The following is an 18,720-nucleotide window of genomic DNA, read 5'->3' on the forward strand; positions in this document are numbered from 1 at the left end:
CACCTGTCATATTGCCGCCGCATACTGACAGCCATCACATACCGCTTGGGGGAAGTCGCAGTGAAGTCGTGGGGTTGTGCGTTGCTGTTGTCGCTGGCCGTGGCACCATCGGTGGCCATGAGTGCTGAATCCTCCGCCCCGGCCGCACCCAAGGTGTCGGTCTATGGTCATCGCGGCGCAAGCGCACTGCTGCCCGAGCACACCCTGGCGTCGTACGCGCAGGCGATCGCCGATGGCGCCGACTACATCGAACCGGACCTGGTGATGACCAGGGACGGGGTGATGGTGGCCCGCCACGAGAACGAGATCGGCGGGACCACCGACGTCGCCTCGCATCCGGAGTTCGCCAGCCGCCGCACGAGCAAGGTGATCGACGGTCAGAAGGTCGACGGCTGGTTCACCGAAGACTTCACCCTGGCCGAGCTGAAGACCCTGTACGCGCGTGAGCGCCTGCCGGAGCTGCGCAGTACTGCCTACGACGGCCAGTTCCGCATCGCCAGCCTGGACGAGATCCTGGCCTTCCTGGTGCAGCAGGCCGGGCGTGCCAACCGCGGCATCGGCCTGGTGCCGGAGATCAAGCACCCGACCTACTTCCAGTCCATCGGCCTGCCGATGGAGGACAAGTTGCTGGCTGCGTTGCGTGGCAACGCGTACACCAATGTCGGGCCGGTCACCATCCAGTCGTTCGAGACCGCCAACCTGCGCTACCTGCGCGGCAGGATCGGCCAGGGCAGCAACATCCGGCTGCTGCAGCTGCTGTGGAAGGGCGATACCCAGCCGGCCGACATCGTCAAGGCCGGCGGCGCGCTGACCTATGCGCAGATGATGACCCCGGCCGGCCTGAAGGACATTGCCGGCTACGCCGATGGTATCGGCCCCGAGCTGCGTTCGATCATTCCACTGGATGCCAAGGGGGCGCTGGGCACGCCGACCTCGCTGGTACGTGACGCGCACGCCGCTGGCCTGATGGTGATTCCGTACACCTTCCGCCCGGAAAACCACTTCCAGCCCAGCAACCTGCGCAAGGGTGCCGACAGCGCGCGCAATGCCGAGGGATCGATTGCCGAGATGCGGGCTTACCTGGCGACGGGCATCGATGCGTTCTTCACCGATGACCCGGCGCTCGGCCGGCAGGCGGTGGATGGGATGGGCGCGGCAGGGAACTGATTCTCCTGGTAGTGCCGGCCGCTGGCCGGCAACGCAAGGACTGCCAACGAAGGTTCATGAGGTTGCCGGCCAGCGGCCGGTACCACCCTCACCTCAACCGCGCGGTTCGTCCGGGCGGCGGAACGGGATCACCACGTAGTCCTGGCCCTCGCGCGGCTGCCACAGTACCGGCACGCGCTGCGGTGACGGCGGCTCCAGTTCGTCGTCGGACAGCGGCTCAGCCTCGTCTTCTTCGTCTTCCCAGCTGTAGCGCTGGCGCGGCGGCAGTGGGTCGGCGTTGCGGAACAGCAGCGCGGCGATGATGCCGGCGAAGGCGCCGCCCATGTGCGACTGCCAGGACACACCATCGGCGTGCGGCAGGATGGTCATCAGCATGCCGCCGTAGAACAGCATGCCGATCAGACCGGTGGCGATCGCCGCACGGTCGCGGCGCAGCAGGCCGAGGCTGGCCAGCAGGAACATCAGGCCGTGGGTCACGCCACTGGCACCCAGGTGCACGCTGCCCGGATTGCCCAGCATCCATGCGCCGAGGCCCGAACCCAGCCACAGCAGGGGCAGCGCACGTACGGTGGCCTTCGGATACACGCTGCCGGCGAGGGTGCCGAGGATCAGGATCGCGATGCTGTTGGCGGCGATGTGCTCGACCGAGGCATGCAGCATCGGGCCGCCGATCAGGCCGAGCAGGCCCTTGGCTTCCAGCGGTGCGACCGCCCACGGTCGCCAGTCGAACGTGCCCTGCAGGGCGAACACGGCCACCAGCACCAGCACGGCGGCCAGGCTGACATTGAACGCCCGCAGGATGCGCGAGCGATCATTGCGGGGGGCCGGCACGTCGTCGGCGGGCAGGGGCGCGTTGTTGTCCATACCTCAGCAATGGCGGTGACTGGCGCGAAACCAAGGCCACCGTAACGGGAGAGTGGAGGCGGCCGGCGGGACAATCCCACCGGCCGCACCGTTCAACGGGTCAGGCTCAGGCCTGGCCTTCGCCTTCCTTCGGCGGGTACTTCAGGCTCAGCACCACGGTGGCGGCGATGATCACCGCGACCACGCCCAGCGAGACCGGGGTCGGGATCTTGAACAGATCGATGATCATCATCTTGATGCCGATGAAGCCCAGTACCAGCGCCAGGCCGTACGGCAGCAGGTGGAAGCGGTCGGCCATGCCGGCCAGCAGGAAGAACATCGCGCGCAGGCCCAGCACCGCGAACACGTTGGAGGTGAGCACGATGAACGGGTCGGTGGTGATCGCGAAGATTGCCGGGATGCTGTCCACGGCGAAGATCACGTCGGTGACCGCAATCAGGATCAGCACCGCGAACAGCGGGGTGAACCAGCGCACGCCATCACGCTTCACGCTCAGCGCGTTGCCGGCGTAGTCCGGCAGCAGGCGCAGGTGCTTGCGCATCCAGCGCAGGGCCGGATTGGTCTCCAGGTCCGGCTCCTGGCCGGCGGCGAACCACATCTTCCAGCCGGTGAACAGCAGGAAGGCGCCGAACACGTAGAGCAGCCAATGGAACTGGCTGATCAGCACGCTACCGGCGAAGATCATGATCGTACGCAGCACGATCGCACCCAGGATGCCGATGATCAGCACCTTCTGGCGCTGCTCTTCCGGCACCGCGAAGTAGCTCATGATCATCAGGAAGACAAAGATGTTGTCGACCGCCAGCGCCTTCTCGACCAGGTAGCCGGTCAGGAACTCGAGGCCGACCTTGTTGGCCACGACCTGGCCGGCGGTCTCATTCAGGTAGTACCAGAGGCCGGCGTTGAACAGCAGGGCCAGCGCGACCCAGCCGATGGACCACCACAGGGCCTCCTTGAAGGTGACCTTGTGCGGTCCACCATGGCGCATCAACACGAGGTCGACCAGCAGGGCGATGACCACCACCGCTGCGAAGCCGCCCCACAACCACACGTTACCGATCGTCTGCATTGGGAATGTCCGTTGGAAAGATGAATGCCAGGCCGGACGGCGAGGATCTGCAACGGAGGATCGGGAGGGGATCCAGGGACAGAGCTTCGCCAGTACGGCGAAGGTCTCGCTCGCAGTTCCAGTCGGCCGGAACTACCGTTGCACCGGAGCCTGCGGGCTCGAAATGACGGCGACAACGTCTGGGAGCTACTCCCCTTCTGGCGCCGATTCTGCCGTCTGGCCCCGCCGCCGTCAAATGCCGGTTTGCCGGGGTCAGAGCCCCTGCGGGGATCCGACCCCGGCGCCCGGTTTACAATGGGTGGATGAATACCCCCCTTCCGATTGTCCGCCTCAAGAATGCGTGGCGCTCCAGCCACCCGTGGATCTTCCAGAAACTGGTCGAGAAGCCGACCGTCCGGCCCAAGCCCGGTTCCATCGTCGACGTGGTCGGCATCGATGGCGAGTTCATTGGCCGCGGGTTCTACAACGGGCACTCGCGCATTGCCGTGCGCATCCTTGAAACCGACCAGAACGTACCGGTGGATGCCGGCTGGTTCTCGCGCAAGATCGCCCAGGCAGTGTCGCTGCGCCGTGAGGTGCTGAAGCTCGATACGGTGTCCGATGCCTGGCGCGTCGTGCACAGTGAAGGCGACGGCCTGTCCGGCCTGGTGGTGGACCGCTACGGCGACCTCGTGGTGGTCGAGTTCTTCGCCGCCGGCATGTTCCGCCACCGCGAATGGATCTACGATGCGCTGCGCGAGCAGTTCCCCGGCTGCCGCTTCCACAGCTTCGCCGACGAGCACGTGCAGAAGCAGGAAAGCTTCGACTTCCACGGCAACACCACCACCGAAGCGTCGGTGATCACCGAGTACGGCATCAAGTTCCGCGCCGACCCGGCCGGTGCGCACAAGACCGGTTTCTTCGCCGACCAGCGCGAGAACCGCGAGTGGCTGAGCCAGCAGGTGGAAGGCAAGAGCGTGCTCGACCTGTGCTGCAACACCGGCGGTTTTGCCGTGTACGCGGCGGCGCGTGGTGCTTCGGAAGTGATCGGCATCGACATCGACGAGGACGTGATCCAGATCGCCAAGGGCAATTCGCGCCTGAACAACGTGCGTCCGAAGTTCATCCAGTCCGACATCTTCCCGTGGCTGCGCGACGCCGCCAACCGTGGCGAGCAGTACGACGTGGTGATCCTGGACCCGGCGAAGATGACCCGCGACCGCGACCAGGTCATCACCGCGCTGAAGAAGTACCTGGACATGAACAAGCTGGCGCTGGGCGTGGTCAAGCCGGGCGGCCTGTTCGCCACCTTCTCCTGCACCGGCCTGGTGGCCGAGGACCAGTTCCTCGACATGCTGCGCCGTGCGGCCTATTTCTCCGGCCGCACGATCCAGATCCTGAAGGTGGCCGGCGCTGGTCCGGACCATCCGTTCATGGCCCACGTGCAGGAATCGCGTTACCTCAAGGCCGTGTTCTGCCGCGTGGTGGATTGACGGTCGGCTTCTGCGTTCGCCGGGCATGAATCATGTCCACTGCCCGGCGGTCAGCTTTCCGCGCATTGCGATGCGTTCGTGAAAACGGCGCCCCGCTGTTCAGGGGGCGTGGCCCGGCGCTACCCAATGCGCGGCCACGGCGCTATGGTCGGGCTCTTCCCCATGCCGGTGAGAGCCCATGCCTTCGTTGCGCCACCTGTCCGTCGTGCTCGCCCTGGCGCTGTGCGCGCCGCTGTCCGTCCACGCCATCGAGTTCAGCGCGCAGGAGCTGGCCCGCGCCAAGGCGCTGCAGCAGCGCCTGGTCACCCTCGACAGCCACCTGGATACGCCGGCCAACTTTGGTCGCAGCGGTTTCGACATCGAGCAACGCCACGACCGCAACGCCCTTTCGCAGGTGGATTATCCACGCATGGTCGAAGGCGCGCTGGACGGCGGCTTCTGGGCGATCTACACCGATCAGGGCGACCGCAGCGCCGCCGCGCATCTGGCCGAGCGTGACCATGGGCTGCAGCGATTGATGCAGATCCGCGAGATGCTGGCGGCCAATCCCGAGCGCTTCGCGCTGGCGCTGACCGCCGATGACGCAGCGCGGATCAAGGCTGCCGGCAAGCGCGTGGTCTACATCAGCATGGAAAACGCCAGCCCGCTGGTGGCCGACCCCAGCCTGCTGTCGTTCTATCACCGCGCCGGCCTGCGCCTGCTCAGCACCGTGCACTTCGCCAACAACGAGTTCGCCGATTCGGCCACCGATCCCAAGGGCGCGGAATGGAAAGGGCTTAGCCCGGCCGGCAAGGAGCTGGTGCGGCAGGCGGTGAAGCTGGGCATCGTGATCGACCAGTCACACGCCTCGGACGCGGTGTTCGACGACCTGCTGGCAATGATGCCGGTGCCGTTCGTGCTGTCGCACAGCTCGGCCAAGGCGGTCTATGACCATCCGCGCAATCTCGACGATGCGCGCCTGCGCAAACTGGCCAAGGCCGGTGGCGTGATCCAGGTGAACGCCTATGGCGGCTACCTGATCGATACGGCGAAGACACCCGAGCGCAAGCAGGCCGAGGAAGCGCTGAGCAAGCAGCTGGGCGGCTGGGAAGGCATGGGCATCGAGCAGGGTGTTGCGCTGCTGAAGGCCGAGCAGGCGCTGGACCACGAGCACCCGGTGCGCCACGCCAGCCTGGACGACTTCTTCGCCCACTTCGAGCACATCCTCACGGTGGTCGGCCCGGAACATGTGGGCATCGGCCTGGACTGGGATGGTGGTGGCGGACTGAGTGACCTGCCCGATGTCAGCCAGCTGCCGAAGATCACCGCGTGGCTGCTGCGCAAGGGCTATACCGAGAAGCAGATTGCCGGCATCTGGGGCGGCAACCTGCTGCGGGTGATGCGCCAGGCGCAGGATTACGCCGCAAAGCAGGGCGGTTGAAACGCCCTGCGGTAGTGCCGGCGGCTGGCCGGCATTGCTCGTATCGACAGGATGCGAGGTGCCGGCCAGCGGCCGGCACTACCGGCGAGCCGGTTACTTCGCGATCAGTGCGTGGCGGCGGCTGTACAGGAAGTACAACACCAGGCCGGCCACGTTCCACAGCAGGAAGTACAGCTGAGTGGTGTGCGGCAGGCTGATGAACAGGTAGATGCAGCCCAGTGCGGCCAGCGGGCCGACCACGAAAGCCACCGGCGTGCGGAAGGTGCGCTCGCGGTTCGGCTCGCGCAGGCGCAGCACCACCAGGCAGACACCCACTGCAGTGAACGCGGCCAGGGTGCCGGCATTGGCCAGCGCCGCGATCTCGTCCAGGCGCGCCACGCCGGCCAGCGCCGACACCACGACCGCAGTGAACAACGTGGTCGCCACCGGCGTGCCGGTACGTGCGTTGACCTTGGACAGGCCACGCGGCAGCAGGCCATCGCGGCTCATCACGAAGAAGATGCGGCTCTGGCCGTACAGGAAGGCCAGCAGCACGGTCGGCAGGGCGATGATCGCGATCACGCCGATCACCATTGCCGCGGTCGGATGGCCCAGCTGGCGCATGATCAGCGCCAGCGGCTCGGCGCTGTGGCCGAACACCGCGTAGCTCATCGCACCAACTGCCGCCAGCGCCACCAGCACGTAGACGATGGTGCAGCCGATCATCGAACCGATGATGCCGATCGACAGGTCGCGGCCCGGGTTCTTGGTCTCCTCGGCGGCGGTGGAGATTGCATCGAAGCCGTAGAAGGCGAAGAAGATGATCGCTGCCGCCGCCATCACGCCGTGCTCGACGCCATCGGGGCCCATCGACTTGGCAAAGCCGTACGGCATGAACGGCTGCAGGTTGGCGCTGTCGAAGGCGGGCAGGGCCACGGCCACGAAGATGGCCAGCGCGATCAGCTTGAACACCACCAGGATGGCATTGAGGGTGGCGCTCTCCTTGGTGCCGGCCATCAGCATGCCGGCCACCAGCCAGGTGATGATGATCGCCGGCAGGTTGATCATTCCGCCTTCCACATGCGGGCCGGCTGCCAGCCAGGCCGGCAGGTGTACGTTCCAGCCGAACTGGGTGTGGACCCATTCGAGGAAGCCGACGAAGTAGCCGGACCAGCCCACCGCCACCGTACTCACCACCAGCGAGTACTCCAGAATCAGGCTCCAGCCCACCACCCAGGCAAACACCTCGCCCAGTGCGCTGTAGCTGTAGGTGTAGGCACTGCCGGCGGCCGGCATCATCGTCGACAGCTCGGCGTAGGACAGCGCCGCGCAGGCGCAGACCGCACCGGCGATGGCGAAGGAGATCAGCACGGCCGGGCCGGCCAGGTTGGCACCCACGCCGATCAGCGTGTAGATGCCGGTACCGACGATGGCGCCGATGCCCAGCGCGATCAGGTGCGGCCAGCTGAGCGTCGGGATCAGGCGCCTGCCGGCTTCGTGGACGGTGACGGAATCTAGGGACTTGCGCCGGAACAGGGACATGCAGGCCTCGGAAGGGGTGACTGGAAACGACAAGTTCCCGAGTGTGACCGAACGCAGCGCAGCATTACCACTGACGGGGGTCATACCCGGGTTGGATGCGTCGCTGATGGAGGCTGAACGCCGTCAATGATGACGAAATCAGCACAATCTGAGCAACAAATCGAACTCGTCCTACGATCGTCCAGCTGGCAGGGCAAACCGAGGGTCAGGGTGATCGCGGCCAATGGCAGCCATCCTCCTGCCAAGCTTCGGGGTCGTCGTGGAAGGTCGTGCTGTGGCCGTCGCGGGCGCGTTCGTACCGCAGATCCAGCACCAGCGCGCCCTGGGTGCTCAACAGGTAGCGGCCGTTGAGGCGGCCATCGATGCGCTCTTCCCAGACGCTGTCAAACTGGTACGGGCGATCTTCGGCCAGCACCGTGGTTTGCATCGAGATCCGGCGCAGGGGCAGGCGCTTGCGCTGGCCGGCGTAGCGCACGTCGGACTGTCCGTCCTCCAGCCAGCGCCATTCCAGGTGGATGCTGCCGTTGCGACCGCCGGTCAGGCAACGATGGTCCTGTACGGTGGCGCCAGAGGCGGTGCCGGCGAACAGCAGGGCCAGGCCGAGCAGCGGCAGCCGCCCGTTCATCCGTTCAGCCCCAACCGGATGCCAAACCCCACCAGGAACAGGCCGGCCACGCGGCGCAGCGCGTCGCTGATCCGCGGGTGCTGGATCAACCGGCGACGGGCCAGGTTGCCCACACCGATCAGCATCGAGCAGTAGGCGATGCTGACCACCAGGATGATCCCGGCCAGTGCCGCGAAGGTGGCGATGCCCTGGTGTGCCTTGGGATCGATGAACAACGGCAGGAAGGCCATGTAAAACAGGATCGCCTTCGGGTTGAGCAGGCTGACCAGGATCGCCTGCTGGAAGTAGCGGCCCGGCTGCATGCGGATCGGGCCGGCGTCACCACCCTCGTGTTTCGGTGTGCGCAGCAGGCTGATGCCGACCCACACCAGGTAGGCCGCACCCAGGTACTGCACGGCGTGGAACACCAGCGGGTTGGCCTTGAGCAGCGCGGCCACGCCGGCCAGCGCGAGCCACATCAGGATCTGGTCGCCGACCAGCAGGCCGGCCAGTGCGGTGTAACCGCCGCGCACGCCACCACGGCCGGTGGCGGTCAGCAGGGTGAAGGTACCGGGGCCGGGCAGGGCGAGAAACACCAGCACGGCGACCAGAAACGTCCAAAGGTCCTGGATGCCCATCCACGGCATGGCGGCGTTCTCTCTTACGGGGGGCCGCCATTGTCGGCCAGCGCCGGGACTGGCGACAGGGGGCCGGCAGGACCCTCGGGCATGCCAGACAGCAGAGGTTGCAGGTGCTGGCGCAGCTGCGCGTGCAGCTGCCGCACCGCCGGCGAGAACTGTTTGCGGTGCGGGCAGACCAGCTGCAACGGTATGTGGCTGCCGATGCCGTCGAGCAGCAGCTGCAGGCGCCCTGCGAGCACATCCTCGCGCAGGTCCAGCCAGGATTTGTAGGTGATGCCTTCGCCGGCCACCGCCCAGCGCCGCACCACATCGGCGTCATCGCAGACCAGCGGGCCGCGCACCGGAATCACGCTGCGGCGCCCGTCGACCTCGAACGACCAGCGATCATAGGCGCGGCCACTGAGCTGGTAGACCAGGCAATCATGCTCGCGCAGATCTTCCAGGCGGGTGGGCGTGCCGCGCCGCTGCAGATAGTCGGGTGACGCCGCGAGTACGCGCCGATTGCCTTCCAGCAGGGGCAGGGCGACGTAGTTGGCGTCGTCGAAGTGGCCGATGCGGATGGCCACGTCGACCGGGTCGCGGAACACGTCGGCCACTTCGTCGGACAGGCGCAGGTGCAGGCGCAGCCGGGGGTGCGCGGCGCGAAAGGCGCTCAGCCAGGGCAGCAGCAGATTTCGACCGAAGTCCGACGGCGCCGACAGCTGCAGGGTGCCGTGCAGTTCGGTGTCTTCGCCCTGCACGCGCGCCTGGCCCTCGCGCAGGGTGGCCAGCACCTCCTGCGCATACGGCAGGTACAGCGCCCCCTCGCCGGTCAGGCGCAGGCTGCGCGTGGTGCGCACGAACAGGCGCAGGTCCAGCTCGCGTTCCAGCCGCGCCACCGCCGCAGCAACCTGCCCCGGCAGCAGGTCGGCTTCGCGGGCCGCCTGCGAGAAGCTGCCCAGTGCGGCAGTACGGACGAACAGCTGCAGATCGTCGAAGCGGATCATCTTCATCGCCAGAGTGAAAGTGCTGCCCGATTCTGCGCCTTTCCGAGGGACCGCGTGCGGCGCAACCTGTCGCCTCCTTCCCCACTGGACCGCTGCCATGCGCGCCATTGCCTACACCCAAGCCGGCCTGCCGATCGATGATGCCCAGGCCCTGATCGATATTGAACTGGAACTGCCGCAGCCCGGCCCGCGTGACCTGCGGGTGGCGGTACGCGCGGTGGCGGTGAACCCGGTCGACACCAAGGTCCGCCGCGGCGTGGCCACCGATGGCCCGCGCGTGCTGGGCTGGGATGCGGTCGGCATTGTTGATGCGGTGGGCAGCGAGGTGACCCTGTTCCAGCCCGGCGACGCGGTCTACTACGCCGGCGTCATCGACCGCCCGGGCAGCAATGCGCAGTACCAGCTGGTGGATGAGCGCAGCGTCGGGCGCAAGCCGGCCAGTCTCGACGATGCCGCCGCCGCAGCGTTGCCACTGACTGCAATCACCGCCTGGGAGCTGCTGTTCGACCGCCTGCGCATCCCGGAGGGTGGTGGCGAAGGCCAGACCCTGCTGGTGATCGGTGCTGCCGGTGGTGTCGGTTCGATCCTGGTGCAGCTGGCACGGAAGCTGACCAGGCTGACCGTGATCGGCACCGCCTCGCGCCCGGATACCCAGGACTGGACGTACGCAATGGGGGCACACCACGTGATCGACCACAGCCTGCCGCTGGCCGAGGGACTGGCGCGGCTCGGCATCAGCGAGGTGCAGCATGTCGCCAGCCTGACCCACTCCGACCAGTACTACGCGCAGATCGTGGAACTGCTGGCACCGCAGGGCCAACTGGGGCTGATCGATGACCCGGGCCAGGTGGACGTGATGGCGCTCAAGCGCAAGGCGCTGTCACTGCATTGGGAGTCGATGTTCACCCGGCCGCTGTACCGCACCGCCGACATGCAGCGCCAGCACGACCTGTTGAACCGTGTGGCCGAGCTGATCGACACGGGCGTGCTGCAGACCACCCTGGGCGAGCACTTCGGGCGCATCGACGCGGCCAACCTGCGGCGCGCCCACGCGCTGCTGGAAAGCCAGCGCGCCAAGGGCAAGATCGTGCTGGAAGGCTGGTAAGGCCCGGTTTTTCCTGTAGAGCCGAGCCCACGCTCGGCTGCCGTTTTTTCCTGTAGAGCCGAGCCCACGCTCGGCTGCCGTCAGCGCACGCCGCTCAGCCGAGCATGGGCTCGGCTCTACAGAGATTCATCCACGAATGGCATGGATCCACCGTGTCGACCCAGGTCGACACCTGCTAACAGCGGCCGGCACTTCCCCTCAGGCCACGCCGTTGTCGACGTGGGTGGCGAAACCGGGCTGCTCGCGCAGCCGTTCGAACCACGCCGAGAGGTGTGGCAGCACGGGCTTGTTGCCGGGCGTGCTGCGCCAGCGCTGGGCCGATAGCCCGAGCACGATGTCGGCCAGGGTGAAGGCGTTGCCCGTCACGTGGCAGTGGCCACCGGCCAATTGTGTGTCGAGTACGCCCATCAAGTGGTTCCACTGCGCCAGGCTGGCCTCGGCGCGGGCATCGTCCGGGTAGTCCGGGTGCCGCCGCACGCGCGCCATGAACACGTGCCGCCAGGCGCTGTTGAGGTCGCTGGCCTGCCAGTCCATCCACTGCTCGACCCGGGCGCGGCCCTGCGCCGTGCCGGGCAGCAGGTCATCACGGCCAGCACGTACGGCCAGGTAGCGGCAGATGCTGTTCGATTCCCACAGCACGAAGCCGCCATCGCGCAGGACCGGCACCTGCCGGTTCGGATTCAACGTGGCCAGCAGGTCCGCCGGTGGTTCTGGCTCGTGTTGGAGTGGCAGGTCGAGGCCGGCGCACAGCCACAGCACCTTGCGCACGTTGATGGAGGTCGGCTTTCCGTACAGAGCGAGCATGGTCCTGACGCAGCAGCTGAGACTCGGCCAGCCTACACTTGCCCCATGCAAACCGAATACCTGCTCATTGCCGGCCTTCTATTGGCCGTGCTCATCCTGCAGCTGGTCGCCCTGCTGCGCCGCCCGCCGCATGACCGCCTGGAACAGGCCGTGCGCGAGGAAGCGCGCGCCGGGCGCAGCGAACTGCGCGAACAGCTCGATGGCTTCGCCCGCGCGTTGACCGATCTGTCCACCCGCACCGATCAGCGCCTGGACCTGCTGCGCGAAGCGCTGGGCGAAGATGCCCGCAAAGCGCGCGCTGAAGTGGCCGATAGCCAGCAGCGCGGCGCAGCATTGATGGGGCAGCGGCTGCAGGAACTGCGCGGCCAACTGGAGACCTTCGGCCAGCAGCAGGAGGCACGCATCCATGCGTTTGGCCAGCAGCTGCAGGAGCTCACTGCGCGCACCGATACCCAGCTCGGGGCGCTGCGCCAGACCCTGGTGGACGATGCACGCAAGGGCCGCGAGGAGGGCGCGCTGTCGCAGCAGCGCCTGACCGACAGTCTGGGCCTGCGCCTGCAGGAACTGACACAGCGCAACGAGCAGCGCATCGCCGAGATGCGTGCCACGCTGGAGGAACAGCTGCGCGCGCTGCAGAACGACAACGCGCAGAAGCTGGAGCAGATGCGCCACACCGTGGACGAGAAGCTGCAGTCGACGCTGGAAACGCGATTGGGCAATTCCTTCAAGCTCGTCTCCGAGCGCCTGGAACAGGTGCAGCGTGGCCTCGGCGAGATGCAGCAGCTGGCCACCGGCGTGGGCGACCTCAAGCGCGTGCTGACCAACGTCAAGAACCGTGGCAGCTGGGGTGAAGTACAGCTGGAGAACATCCTCGAGCAGACGCTCACCCAGGAGCAGTACGCGCGTGCGGTGAAGGTGCGCCCGGATAGTGGCGAGATGGTCGATATCGCCGTGCGCCTGCCGGGCCGCAGTAGCGACGACACGCCGGTGTGGCTGCCGATCGACTCCAAGTTCCCGCGCGAGGACTACGAGCGCCTGCTGGACGCACAGGAACAGGGCGATGCCGAAGGCGTGCGCCTGCAGGGCATCCAGCTGGAGCGCGCGGTGCGCGTGCAGGCCAAGTCGATCTGCGACAAGTACATCGTGCCACCGCACACCACGGACTTCGCGGTGATGTTCCTGCCCACCGAAGGCCTGTATGCCGAGGTGATCCGGCGCCCGGGCCTGGTTGACCTGCTGCAGCGCGAGCACCGTGTGGTGGTGGCCGGACCGACCACGGTCACTGCGTTGCTCAACAGCCTGCAGATGGGCTTTCGCACGCTGGCCATTGAAAAGCGATCCAGCGAAGTGTGGAGCCTGCTGGGTGCGGTCAAGAGCGAGTTCGGGAAGTTCGCCGGCATCCTGGAAAAGGCCGAGAAGCAGATCACTACCGTTGGCCGCAGCATCGGCGAGGCCAGCCGCAAGACCCGCACCATCGAACGCCGCCTGCGTGGCGTGGAGTCGCTGGCGTCCGAACAGGCGCAGTCGCTGCTCGGCGACCTGGCCGAGGGTGATGCGGTGGCCGAGGAGGAAGGCAGTGACGGCGAGGGCGACGAGGCCTGAGCCACGCTGACACGCCGCCTGCATCGCCGATGGGTATGCTGGCGGCCTGTCCGCTTCGACCAGGTACCGCCATGCGCCTGCCCCGCTTCACCAGCCTTGTCCTGACCGCGCTGCTCGCCGCCTGCGGCAGCGCGCCAACGACCGTGGGCACGACCACGCAGGCCGCCTCCAGCACCCCCGAAGCGGTCGAGGCCTACCGCGAAGCACGCGACGTCGACTGCCAGGCCGCCGGTGGCACCCTGCAGCGGCTCGGCCGGCTGCAGCGCGAGCAATGCGTGATTCCCTATGCCGACGCCGGCAAGGCCTGCAGCCGCAAAAGCGACTGCACGGGCCAGTGCCTGGCCGCAGGCGAGGCACTGGCCGGTGATGTGGCGTCCGGTACCTGCCAGCGTGATGCCAGCCAGAACTTCGGTTGCCGCCAGCGTATCGATGACGGCAAGGCGCAGGGTACGATCTGCGTGGATTGAGGATGTCCTGTAGAGCCGAGCCCATGCTCGGCTGCCATGGCATCAGCCGAGCATGGGTTCGGCTCTACAACAGCGCGCGCGGCGCTATGCTGGTGGGCCATTCCCGCCGTAGCCGGAGCCCCGCGTGAGCACCCCGATCCAGGACATTCCCCTCACCACCATCGACGGCCAGCCGTCCTCGCTTGCCGACTACCAGGGCAAGGTGCTGCTGCTGGTCAACGTCGCCTCCAAGTGCGGCCTGACCCCGCAGTACGAAGGCCTGCAGGCGCTGTATGCGGAAAAGCATGCGCAGGGCCTGGAAGTGCTGGGCTTCCCCGCCAACAACTTCCTTGGCCAGGAGCCGGGCAGCGAGGCGGAGATCCAGCAGTTCTGCCAGCTCACCTACGACGTCAGTTTCCCGATGTTCTCCAAGATCAGTGTCGCCGGTGATGACACCCACCCGCTGTACCAGCAGCTGACCGCCGCCCAGCCGCAGTCGATCGGCGAAGGCCCGCTGCGCGAGCGCCTGGCCAGCAAGGAGATCCCGATCCATCCGGCACCGGCGGTGCTGTGGAACTTCGAGAAGTTCCTGGTCGGCCGTGATGGCAAGGTGATTGCACGCTTTGCCCCGGACGTGGCGGCCGATGACGTGCGCCTGCGCGACGCCATCGAGGCCGCGCTGGTGGCCTGAGCAAAGCGTGCCAATCCGGGTTGGCACCTGCCGGAAAAGAAAACCCCGCCGAGGCGGGGTTTTTTCATGCACGGGTTGCAGCGATCAGTTGCTCCAGTTCGGCATCGGCATCGCATCCACGGGGATCGGCGAATTGGCATCGTCATGGCCGCGGTCGCGCTTGCTGCGCAGGTCGTTCTCGATCTGGTAGTTGCGGCGCTGCATCCACGCATCGCGCACCAGCGAGTACTCGTCCACGACGGTGTCGCGCAGATCATCGATCGCCAGCAGCTGTGCGCGGGTGTCGACCAGCTGCAGGCCCTGCAGGCCGATGCGGACCTTGTCTTCCTCGATGCGGCGGATCGGCGACAACGGGATGTCACCGGCCAGGCCGAACACATCGCGCACGGTACGCGGGCCGAAGAACGGCAGTTCCACGTAGCGCGAACGACGCCAGCCCCAGGCACCCAGGGTCTGGCCGAAATCTTCATTGCGACGCGGCACCATCGCCTTGCTGGCCGGATCGAACAGGCCACCGATGCCCAGCGTGCTGTTCATCAGGAAGCGGCCGAGGCTGTCCCACGCATCGGCACCGCGGCCCTGCAGCAGCTGGTTGGTGATGGTCACCGGTGCGCGCAGATTGCTGAAGAAGTTGCTGACGCCGGTACGCGCGAAGCGTGGCACCACGTGGGTGTAGGCCGTGGCCAGCGGGCGGGCGATGCCACGGTCGACCGCGTTGTTGAACTTGTGCACCTTGCGGTTGAACGGTTCCCACGGGTCATAGGCGGCCGCACTGCCGGTGTTGCCGGTACCACCGTACAGGGCGTCGAAATCATCGTCGCTGGCGGCGGAGGATGCTGCGGTCATCGGTGGGCTGGCCTCTGCGCCCTGCGGCGCAGCTGTCGGCGCCGCAGCGGCAGGCGTCGCCGGGTTGGCCACGGCAGCGACCGGAGCAGTACCGACCACGCCGGTATCGGCCGTTGCGGCCGGCGCTTCGGCAGCAGGGCCGGGCGCGACCACGGTGCTGGCGACCGGTGCATCGCTGCGCGCGGGCTTGCCGGCACAGGCGGTCAGGGCGGTGGCCAGGAGGATCAGGGGGAAAGTGCGTACGACGTTCATGTCAGCTCGCAGCAGAAGTAGCGTTGAAGTCCAGGTCGGGCGACAGCCGGTAGGCCGCGCTCAGCTCGTTGAAGCCGGCCGGCGCGCCGGAAATGGCCAGCGCATGGCCCGCCTTGCGTGCCCGGGAGGCCAGTTCGGCCAGCAGGGCCAGGCCGGCGCTGTCCACGCGCTCGACCTCGCCCAGCTCCAGCCGCGCCAGCTTGGCTGGCAGGGCCTGCAGTTGCGGCCACAGTGCAATCACCGCGGCACGGTCGAGCACCCCGCGCAGGCGCAGGGTGTCGCCTTCCAGCAGCGCCAGTGCGTTACTTGCCATTGCCCGCCGGCCCGGCCTGCATGCTGCCGCTGTGCAGTTCGCTGGCCACCTGCTTGATGCCCTTCTGGCGCAAGGGCGTATCGAACTGGTTGCGGAAGGTCTGCACGTAGGAAATGCCTTCGATGTTGACGTCGAAGATCTTCCACTGGCCGTTCACGTTGCGCATCCAGTACTCGACCGGGGTCGGTTCGTTGCCGGCGCGCACCAGTTCGGTGCTGACGCGCACGCCACGGTTGCCCGGCAGCGGGCTTTCACCCTTCAGGCGGAAGCTCGGCTTGCCCTGGATGTTGAGCAGGGTCGAACCGTAGCGCTGCATCAGGCTGTCGGCCATCGCATCGGCGAACAGCTTGATGTCGGCGTCGGAGGCGCCGCGGGCGTGCGGGCCCAGCACCAGGCGTGCCGCATAGTCGCGGTCAAAGGTGCGGTTCAGTTCGCTGTCGATGTAGCTGCGCAGGCTGGCCGGGTTGCTGCTGAACTCGCTGCGGCGCTGCTGCAGCGTGGTGAGGATGCGCGTGCTGGCATCGATCACCACCTTGCCGGCCTGGCCCTGCGCTGCGGCAGCGGCGGGGGCGGCCGCCTGGGCCTGGGCAAGGAACGGGGTGGCCATCAGCAGCGCCGAGGCGAGCAGGGCGGGGATCAGTTTCATTTTCATGGTTGCGGTTCCGTTGCAGGCGCCTGCGCGCCATCGTTGGGCTTCTGGGCAGCGCCGCCACCGGCGCCGCCACTGAACATGTACTTGCCGACCAGCTGGATCAGGTCCACCGCCGGCTGGGTGAAGACGATCTCGTCACCGGCCTTCAGCACGTCCGGGTCGCCGCCCGGCTGCAGACCGATATAGCTCTCGCCGAGCAAACCACTGGTGAAGATGCCCGCCGAGGTGTCCGCCGGCAGGTCCTTGACCTTGCTGTCCATGCGCAGGGTCACGATGGATTCGAACTTCACCGGATCCAGGTCGATCGAGGCGACCTGGCCGACGGTGACGCCGCCGATCTTCACCGGCGCCTGCTTGCGCAGCTGGCCGACCTGGGAGAAGCGCGCCTTCAGCTCGTAGCCCTGGCTGCCCCAGCTCCAGCGCTGGTTGGTCGAGGCCGCGGCCAGCACCATCAGCGAGGCCAGGGCCAGCAGCAGGAATGCGCCGACAGAGAATTCGAGTCTGGGACCGCGGATGGCCATGTGGATTACCTGATCGAGTCGTGGTGGCCGCGCGCGCCTGCGCACCACCGGTGGAGGGGTTAGGTGAACAACATTGCCGACAGCACGAAGTTGAACATCAGCACCAGCAGCGAGGCATTGACCACCGCACGGGTGGTCGCCACCGAGGTGCCCTCGATGGTCGGCTCGGCGTGGAAACCAACATAGGCGGCGACCAGCGCTGCGGTGCCGCCGAAGATCGCCGACTTCAGCATCGCCACGCCGAAGTCATCCCAGAAATCGACGCTGTTGCGCAGTGCCGACCAGAACACGCCATTGTCCAGGCCCAGCACATGCACCGCTTCGAAGTAGCTGGCGCTGATCGCCAGCGAGCAGAAGATGCCGGTCAGCAGTGGCACGGTCAGCACCGCCGCCCAGAAGCGCGGCGCGACGGCTTTGGCCACCGGGTCGATCGCCATCAGCTCCAGTGCCTTGATCTGGTCGGTGGCGCGCATCAGGCCCAGTTCGGCGGCGATCGAGCTGCCGGCGCGGCCGATGAACAGCAGCGCGGTCAGCACCGGCGCCAGTTCGCGGTACAGCGACAGGCCGAGCAGGGTCGACAGCGCGTCGGCCGCTCCGAAGGTGGTCAGCGTGCGGTAGCCCTGCAGGGTCAGTACCAGGCCGACGAAGGCACCACCGACGGCGATGATCGGCAGCGAGCGCGCGCCGATCTTGTAGATCTCGCGGGTCAGCTCGGCCAGGAAATCACGGGTCGGCAGCGAACCACGCAGCACGGTCAGCGAGAACAGGCCGGCGCGACCCAGCGAGCGGGTGGCTTGGACGAACGGCATCAGGCGACCCTCGCGCGCGGCGCGGCATCGAACGGAATGGGGCCATCGGGCTGGCCGTGCAGGAACTGCCGCAGCAACGGGTCCTGGCTGGACTGCAGCGCCTCGGGCGTGCCCTGGAACACGATGCCGCCATTGGCGATGGCGATCACCTGGTCGCAGATCGGCAGGGTCTCGTGCACGTGGTGGCTGACAATGATGCTGGTCAGGCCCAGGCTGTGGTTGAGGCGCTGGATCAGGCTCATGATCACGCCGGAGGCGATCGGGTCCAGCCCGGTCAGCGGCTCGTCGTAGATCATCAGTGGCGGATCCAGTGCCAGCGCGCGGGCCAGCGCGACGCGGCGCGCCATGCCGCCGGACAGTTCGCGCGGCCAGGCATCGGCAGCGGCCAGCAGGCCCACGGCATGCAGCTTCATTTGCACAAGCCGGCGCAGCACGGCGGACGGCAGGCGGGTATGCGTGCGCAGCGGCAGCGCGACGTTTTCGGCGACGGTCAGATCGGTCAGCAGCCCGTTGCCCTGCAGCAGAACACCCACGCTCTTGCGCATTTCCAGCAGCGCGCCGCTGTCATGCGGGATCGGCTTGCCGAACAGGGTGACCTCGCCGGCGACCGGACGCAGTTCGCCGGTCAGTGCCGCCAGCAGGGTCGACTTGCCACTGCCGGACGGGCCCAGCACGGCCGTGATGCTGCCCTTGGGCACCTGCAGCGACACGTCGCGCAGGATCGTGCGCCCGCTCCGGTCGATGCGGACGTTGGATAACTGCACCAGACTGGAGGTGGAAGCCGACATGGGCACCATTAACGTTTTTTAGACATCGAAGGATCGGGCCCATCGGCTGAACATAAGCAGACTGGACGGTCCAGTATTGTGGCACGGCATGACCCTTGCCAGGCCGGGACAATCGGCCGGCAGCGCGGAACAATCCGTACCGGAGAT

General features: G+C 67.2%; 19 protein-coding genes and 1 pseudogene. 7 read left to right on the top strand and 13 right to left on the bottom strand.

Annotated features, from left to right (window positions below; translation table 11 throughout):
• Nucleotides 1–60 precede the first annotated feature (60 nt).
• Nucleotides 61–1,167, top strand: a complete 1,107-nt coding sequence (locus ROV93_RS15170) for a glycerophosphodiester phosphodiesterase (RefSeq protein WP_072168764.1) — start codon at nt 61–63, stop codon at nt 1,165–1,167.
• A 93-nt stretch (nt 1,168–1,260) separates the two neighbouring features.
• Here ROV93_RS15170 and ROV93_RS15175 read toward each other — a convergent pair whose 3' ends face one another.
• Nucleotides 1,261–2,031: a rhomboid family intramembrane serine protease gene (locus tag ROV93_RS15175; protein ID WP_065179045.1), complete on the bottom strand. Its 771-nt coding sequence runs from the start codon at nt 2,029–2,031 to the stop codon at nt 1,261–1,263.
• 106 nt (nt 2,032–2,137) lie between these two features.
• Complete coding sequence (locus tag ROV93_RS15180) at nt 2,138–3,100, bottom strand: TerC family protein (protein WP_010487446.1); 963 nt, start codon at nt 3,098–3,100, stop codon at nt 2,138–2,140.
• A gap of 302 nt (nt 3,101–3,402) precedes the next feature.
• Between ROV93_RS15180 and ROV93_RS15185 the strand changes: the two genes are divergently transcribed.
• Both ROV93_RS15185 and ROV93_RS15190 read left to right on the top strand, forming a co-directional pair.
• Nucleotides 3,403–4,572, top strand: coding sequence for a class I SAM-dependent rRNA methyltransferase (locus ROV93_RS15185; RefSeq protein ID WP_072168763.1), 1,170 nt, complete (start codon nt 3,403–3,405; stop codon nt 4,570–4,572).
• 178 nt (nt 4,573–4,750) lie between these two features.
• Nucleotides 4,751–5,992 carry a dipeptidase gene (locus ROV93_RS15190; RefSeq protein ID WP_088496509.1) on the top strand — a complete coding sequence of 414 codons (1,242 nt, stop codon included), beginning with the start codon at nt 4,751–4,753 and terminating at the stop codon, nt 5,990–5,992.
• Between the two features lie 93 nt (nt 5,993–6,085).
• On the opposite strand, the gene ROV93_RS15195 is transcribed toward ROV93_RS15190, so the two are convergent.
• From ROV93_RS15195 to ROV93_RS15210, 4 genes are all read right to left on the bottom strand, one after another.
• Complete coding sequence (locus ROV93_RS15195) at nt 6,086–7,513, bottom strand: amino acid permease (RefSeq protein WP_061480423.1); 1,428 nt, start codon at nt 7,511–7,513, stop codon at nt 6,086–6,088.
• Between the two features lie 205 nt (nt 7,514–7,718).
• Entirely contained in the window at nt 7,719–8,138 is a 420-nt protein-coding gene (locus tag ROV93_RS15200; protein ID WP_065197166.1) for a hypothetical protein, read from the bottom strand.
• A complete protein-coding gene (gene leuE / locus ROV93_RS15205; protein WP_005411716.1) occupies nt 8,135–8,764 on the bottom strand; it encodes a leucine efflux protein LeuE in 630 nt (209 codons plus the stop codon). Before leuE ends, ROV93_RS15200 begins: the two co-directional genes overlap by 4 nt.
• A gap of 14 nt (nt 8,765–8,778) precedes the next feature.
• Nucleotides 8,779–9,750, bottom strand: coding sequence for a LysR family transcriptional regulator (locus tag ROV93_RS15210; protein ID WP_080376955.1), 972 nt, complete (start codon nt 9,748–9,750; stop codon nt 8,779–8,781).
• A gap of 91 nt (nt 9,751–9,841) precedes the next feature.
• Between ROV93_RS15210 and ROV93_RS15215 the strand changes: the two genes are divergently transcribed.
• Nucleotides 9,842–10,849, top strand: a complete 1,008-nt coding sequence (locus ROV93_RS15215; RefSeq protein ID WP_065186609.1) for a zinc-binding alcohol dehydrogenase family protein — start codon at nt 9,842–9,844, stop codon at nt 10,847–10,849.
• A 198-nt stretch (nt 10,850–11,047) separates the two neighbouring features.
• On the opposite strand, the gene ROV93_RS15220 is transcribed toward ROV93_RS15215, so the two are convergent.
• Nucleotides 11,048–11,653 carry a glutathione S-transferase N-terminal domain-containing protein gene (locus tag ROV93_RS15220; protein ID WP_072168761.1) on the bottom strand — a complete coding sequence of 202 codons (606 nt, stop codon included), beginning with the start codon at nt 11,651–11,653 and terminating at the stop codon, nt 11,048–11,050.
• Nucleotides 11,654–11,698: 45 nt separating this feature from the next.
• Between ROV93_RS15220 and rmuC the strand changes: the two genes are divergently transcribed.
• From rmuC to ROV93_RS15235, 3 genes are all read left to right on the top strand, one after another.
• Entirely contained in the window at nt 11,699–13,255 is a 1,557-nt protein-coding gene (rmuC, locus tag ROV93_RS15225; RefSeq protein WP_072168760.1) for a DNA recombination protein RmuC, read from the top strand.
• Nucleotides 13,256–13,326: 71 nt separating this feature from the next.
• The gene (locus tag ROV93_RS15230; RefSeq protein ID WP_072168759.1) at nt 13,327–13,722 is read left to right on the top strand and encodes a hypothetical protein; all 396 of its coding nucleotides are present in this window, start codon (nt 13,327–13,329) and stop codon (nt 13,720–13,722) included.
• 124 nt (nt 13,723–13,846) lie between these two features.
• Complete coding sequence (locus ROV93_RS15235; RefSeq protein ID WP_072168758.1) at nt 13,847–14,392, top strand: glutathione peroxidase; 546 nt, start codon at nt 13,847–13,849, stop codon at nt 14,390–14,392.
• Nucleotides 14,393–14,476: 84 nt separating this feature from the next.
• Here ROV93_RS15235 and ROV93_RS15240 read toward each other — a convergent pair whose 3' ends face one another.
• The 6 genes and pseudogenes from ROV93_RS15240 to ROV93_RS15265 form a co-directional block, all read right to left on the bottom strand.
• Nucleotides 14,477–15,490 (bottom strand): VacJ family lipoprotein, encoded by a 1,014-nt coding sequence (locus ROV93_RS15240; RefSeq protein WP_312540339.1) that lies wholly within the window; start codon nt 15,488–15,490, stop codon nt 14,477–14,479.
• A 1-nt stretch (nt 15,491) separates the two neighbouring features.
• Nucleotides 15,492–15,803: an STAS domain-containing protein gene (locus tag ROV93_RS15245; RefSeq protein WP_049417176.1), complete on the bottom strand. Its 312-nt coding sequence runs from the start codon at nt 15,801–15,803 to the stop codon at nt 15,492–15,494.
• Complete coding sequence (locus tag ROV93_RS15250) at nt 15,793–16,455, bottom strand: ABC transporter substrate-binding protein (protein WP_061480753.1); 663 nt, start codon at nt 16,453–16,455, stop codon at nt 15,793–15,795. Before ROV93_RS15250 ends, ROV93_RS15245 begins: the two co-directional genes overlap by 11 nt.
• Nucleotides 16,456–16,511: 56 nt before the next feature.
• Nucleotides 16,512–16,976: pseudogene (mlaD, locus tag ROV93_RS15255) on the bottom strand (outer membrane lipid asymmetry maintenance protein MlaD); the annotation flags it as partial.
• 59 nt (nt 16,977–17,035) lie between these two features.
• Entirely contained in the window at nt 17,036–17,785 is a 750-nt protein-coding gene (locus ROV93_RS15260; RefSeq protein WP_005414955.1) for an MlaE family lipid ABC transporter permease subunit, read from the bottom strand.
• Complete coding sequence (locus tag ROV93_RS15265; protein WP_057500772.1) at nt 17,785–18,573, bottom strand: ATP-binding cassette domain-containing protein; 789 nt, start codon at nt 18,571–18,573, stop codon at nt 17,785–17,787. Before ROV93_RS15265 ends, ROV93_RS15260 begins: the two co-directional genes overlap by 1 nt.
• Between the last annotated feature and the right edge of the window lie 147 nt (nt 18,574–18,720).

Source organism: Stenotrophomonas maltophilia group sp. msm4 (genome assembly GCF_032025605.1).
In the GTDB taxonomy this organism is placed as follows: Bacteria; Pseudomonadota; Gammaproteobacteria; order Xanthomonadales; family Xanthomonadaceae; genus Stenotrophomonas; species Stenotrophomonas sepilia.

Excerpts from the sequence above, each read along its gene's own strand:
- ROV93_RS15245 (WP_049417176.1), bottom strand. The coding sequence starts at position 15,803 with ATGGCAAGTAACGCACTGGCGCTGCTGGAAGGCGACACCCTGCGCCTG.
- ROV93_RS15180 (WP_010487446.1), bottom strand. The coding sequence starts at position 3,100 with ATGCAGACGATCGGTAACGTGTGGTTGTGGGGCGGCTTCGCAGCGGTG.
- ROV93_RS15200 (WP_065197166.1), bottom strand. The coding sequence starts at position 8,138 with ATGAACGGGCGGCTGCCGCTGCTCGGCCTGGCCCTGCTGTTCGCCGGC.
- ROV93_RS15175 (WP_065179045.1), bottom strand. The coding sequence starts at position 2,031 with ATGGACAACAACGCGCCCCTGCCCGCCGACGACGTGCCGGCCCCCCGC.
- ROV93_RS15215 (WP_065186609.1), top strand. The coding sequence starts at position 9,842 with ATGCGCGCCATTGCCTACACCCAAGCCGGCCTGCCGATCGATGATGCC.
- ROV93_RS15260 (WP_005414955.1), bottom strand. The coding sequence starts at position 17,785 with ATGCCGTTCGTCCAAGCCACCCGCTCGCTGGGTCGCGCCGGCCTGTTC.
- ROV93_RS15190 (WP_088496509.1), top strand. The coding sequence starts at position 4,751 with ATGCCTTCGTTGCGCCACCTGTCCGTCGTGCTCGCCCTGGCGCTGTGC.
- ROV93_RS15230 (WP_072168759.1), top strand. The coding sequence starts at position 13,327 with ATGCGCCTGCCCCGCTTCACCAGCCTTGTCCTGACCGCGCTGCTCGCC.
- ROV93_RS15220 (WP_072168761.1), bottom strand. The coding sequence starts at position 11,653 with ATGCTCGCTCTGTACGGAAAGCCGACCTCCATCAACGTGCGCAAGGTG.
- rmuC (WP_072168760.1), top strand. The coding sequence starts at position 11,699 with ATGCAAACCGAATACCTGCTCATTGCCGGCCTTCTATTGGCCGTGCTC.
- ROV93_RS15195 (WP_061480423.1), bottom strand. The coding sequence starts at position 7,513 with ATGTCCCTGTTCCGGCGCAAGTCCCTAGATTCCGTCACCGTCCACGAA.
- ROV93_RS15240 (WP_312540339.1), bottom strand. The coding sequence starts at position 15,490 with ATGAACGTCGTACGCACTTTCCCCCTGATCCTCCTGGCCACCGCCCTG.
- ROV93_RS15265 (WP_057500772.1), bottom strand. The coding sequence starts at position 18,573 with ATGTCGGCTTCCACCTCCAGTCTGGTGCAGTTATCCAACGTCCGCATC.
- ROV93_RS15210 (WP_080376955.1), bottom strand. The coding sequence starts at position 9,750 with ATGAAGATGATCCGCTTCGACGATCTGCAGCTGTTCGTCCGTACTGCC.
- ROV93_RS15185 (WP_072168763.1), top strand. The coding sequence starts at position 3,403 with ATGAATACCCCCCTTCCGATTGTCCGCCTCAAGAATGCGTGGCGCTCC.
- leuE (WP_005411716.1), bottom strand. The coding sequence starts at position 8,764 with ATGCCGTGGATGGGCATCCAGGACCTTTGGACGTTTCTGGTCGCCGTG.
- ROV93_RS15250 (WP_061480753.1), bottom strand. The coding sequence starts at position 16,455 with ATGAAAATGAAACTGATCCCCGCCCTGCTCGCCTCGGCGCTGCTGATG.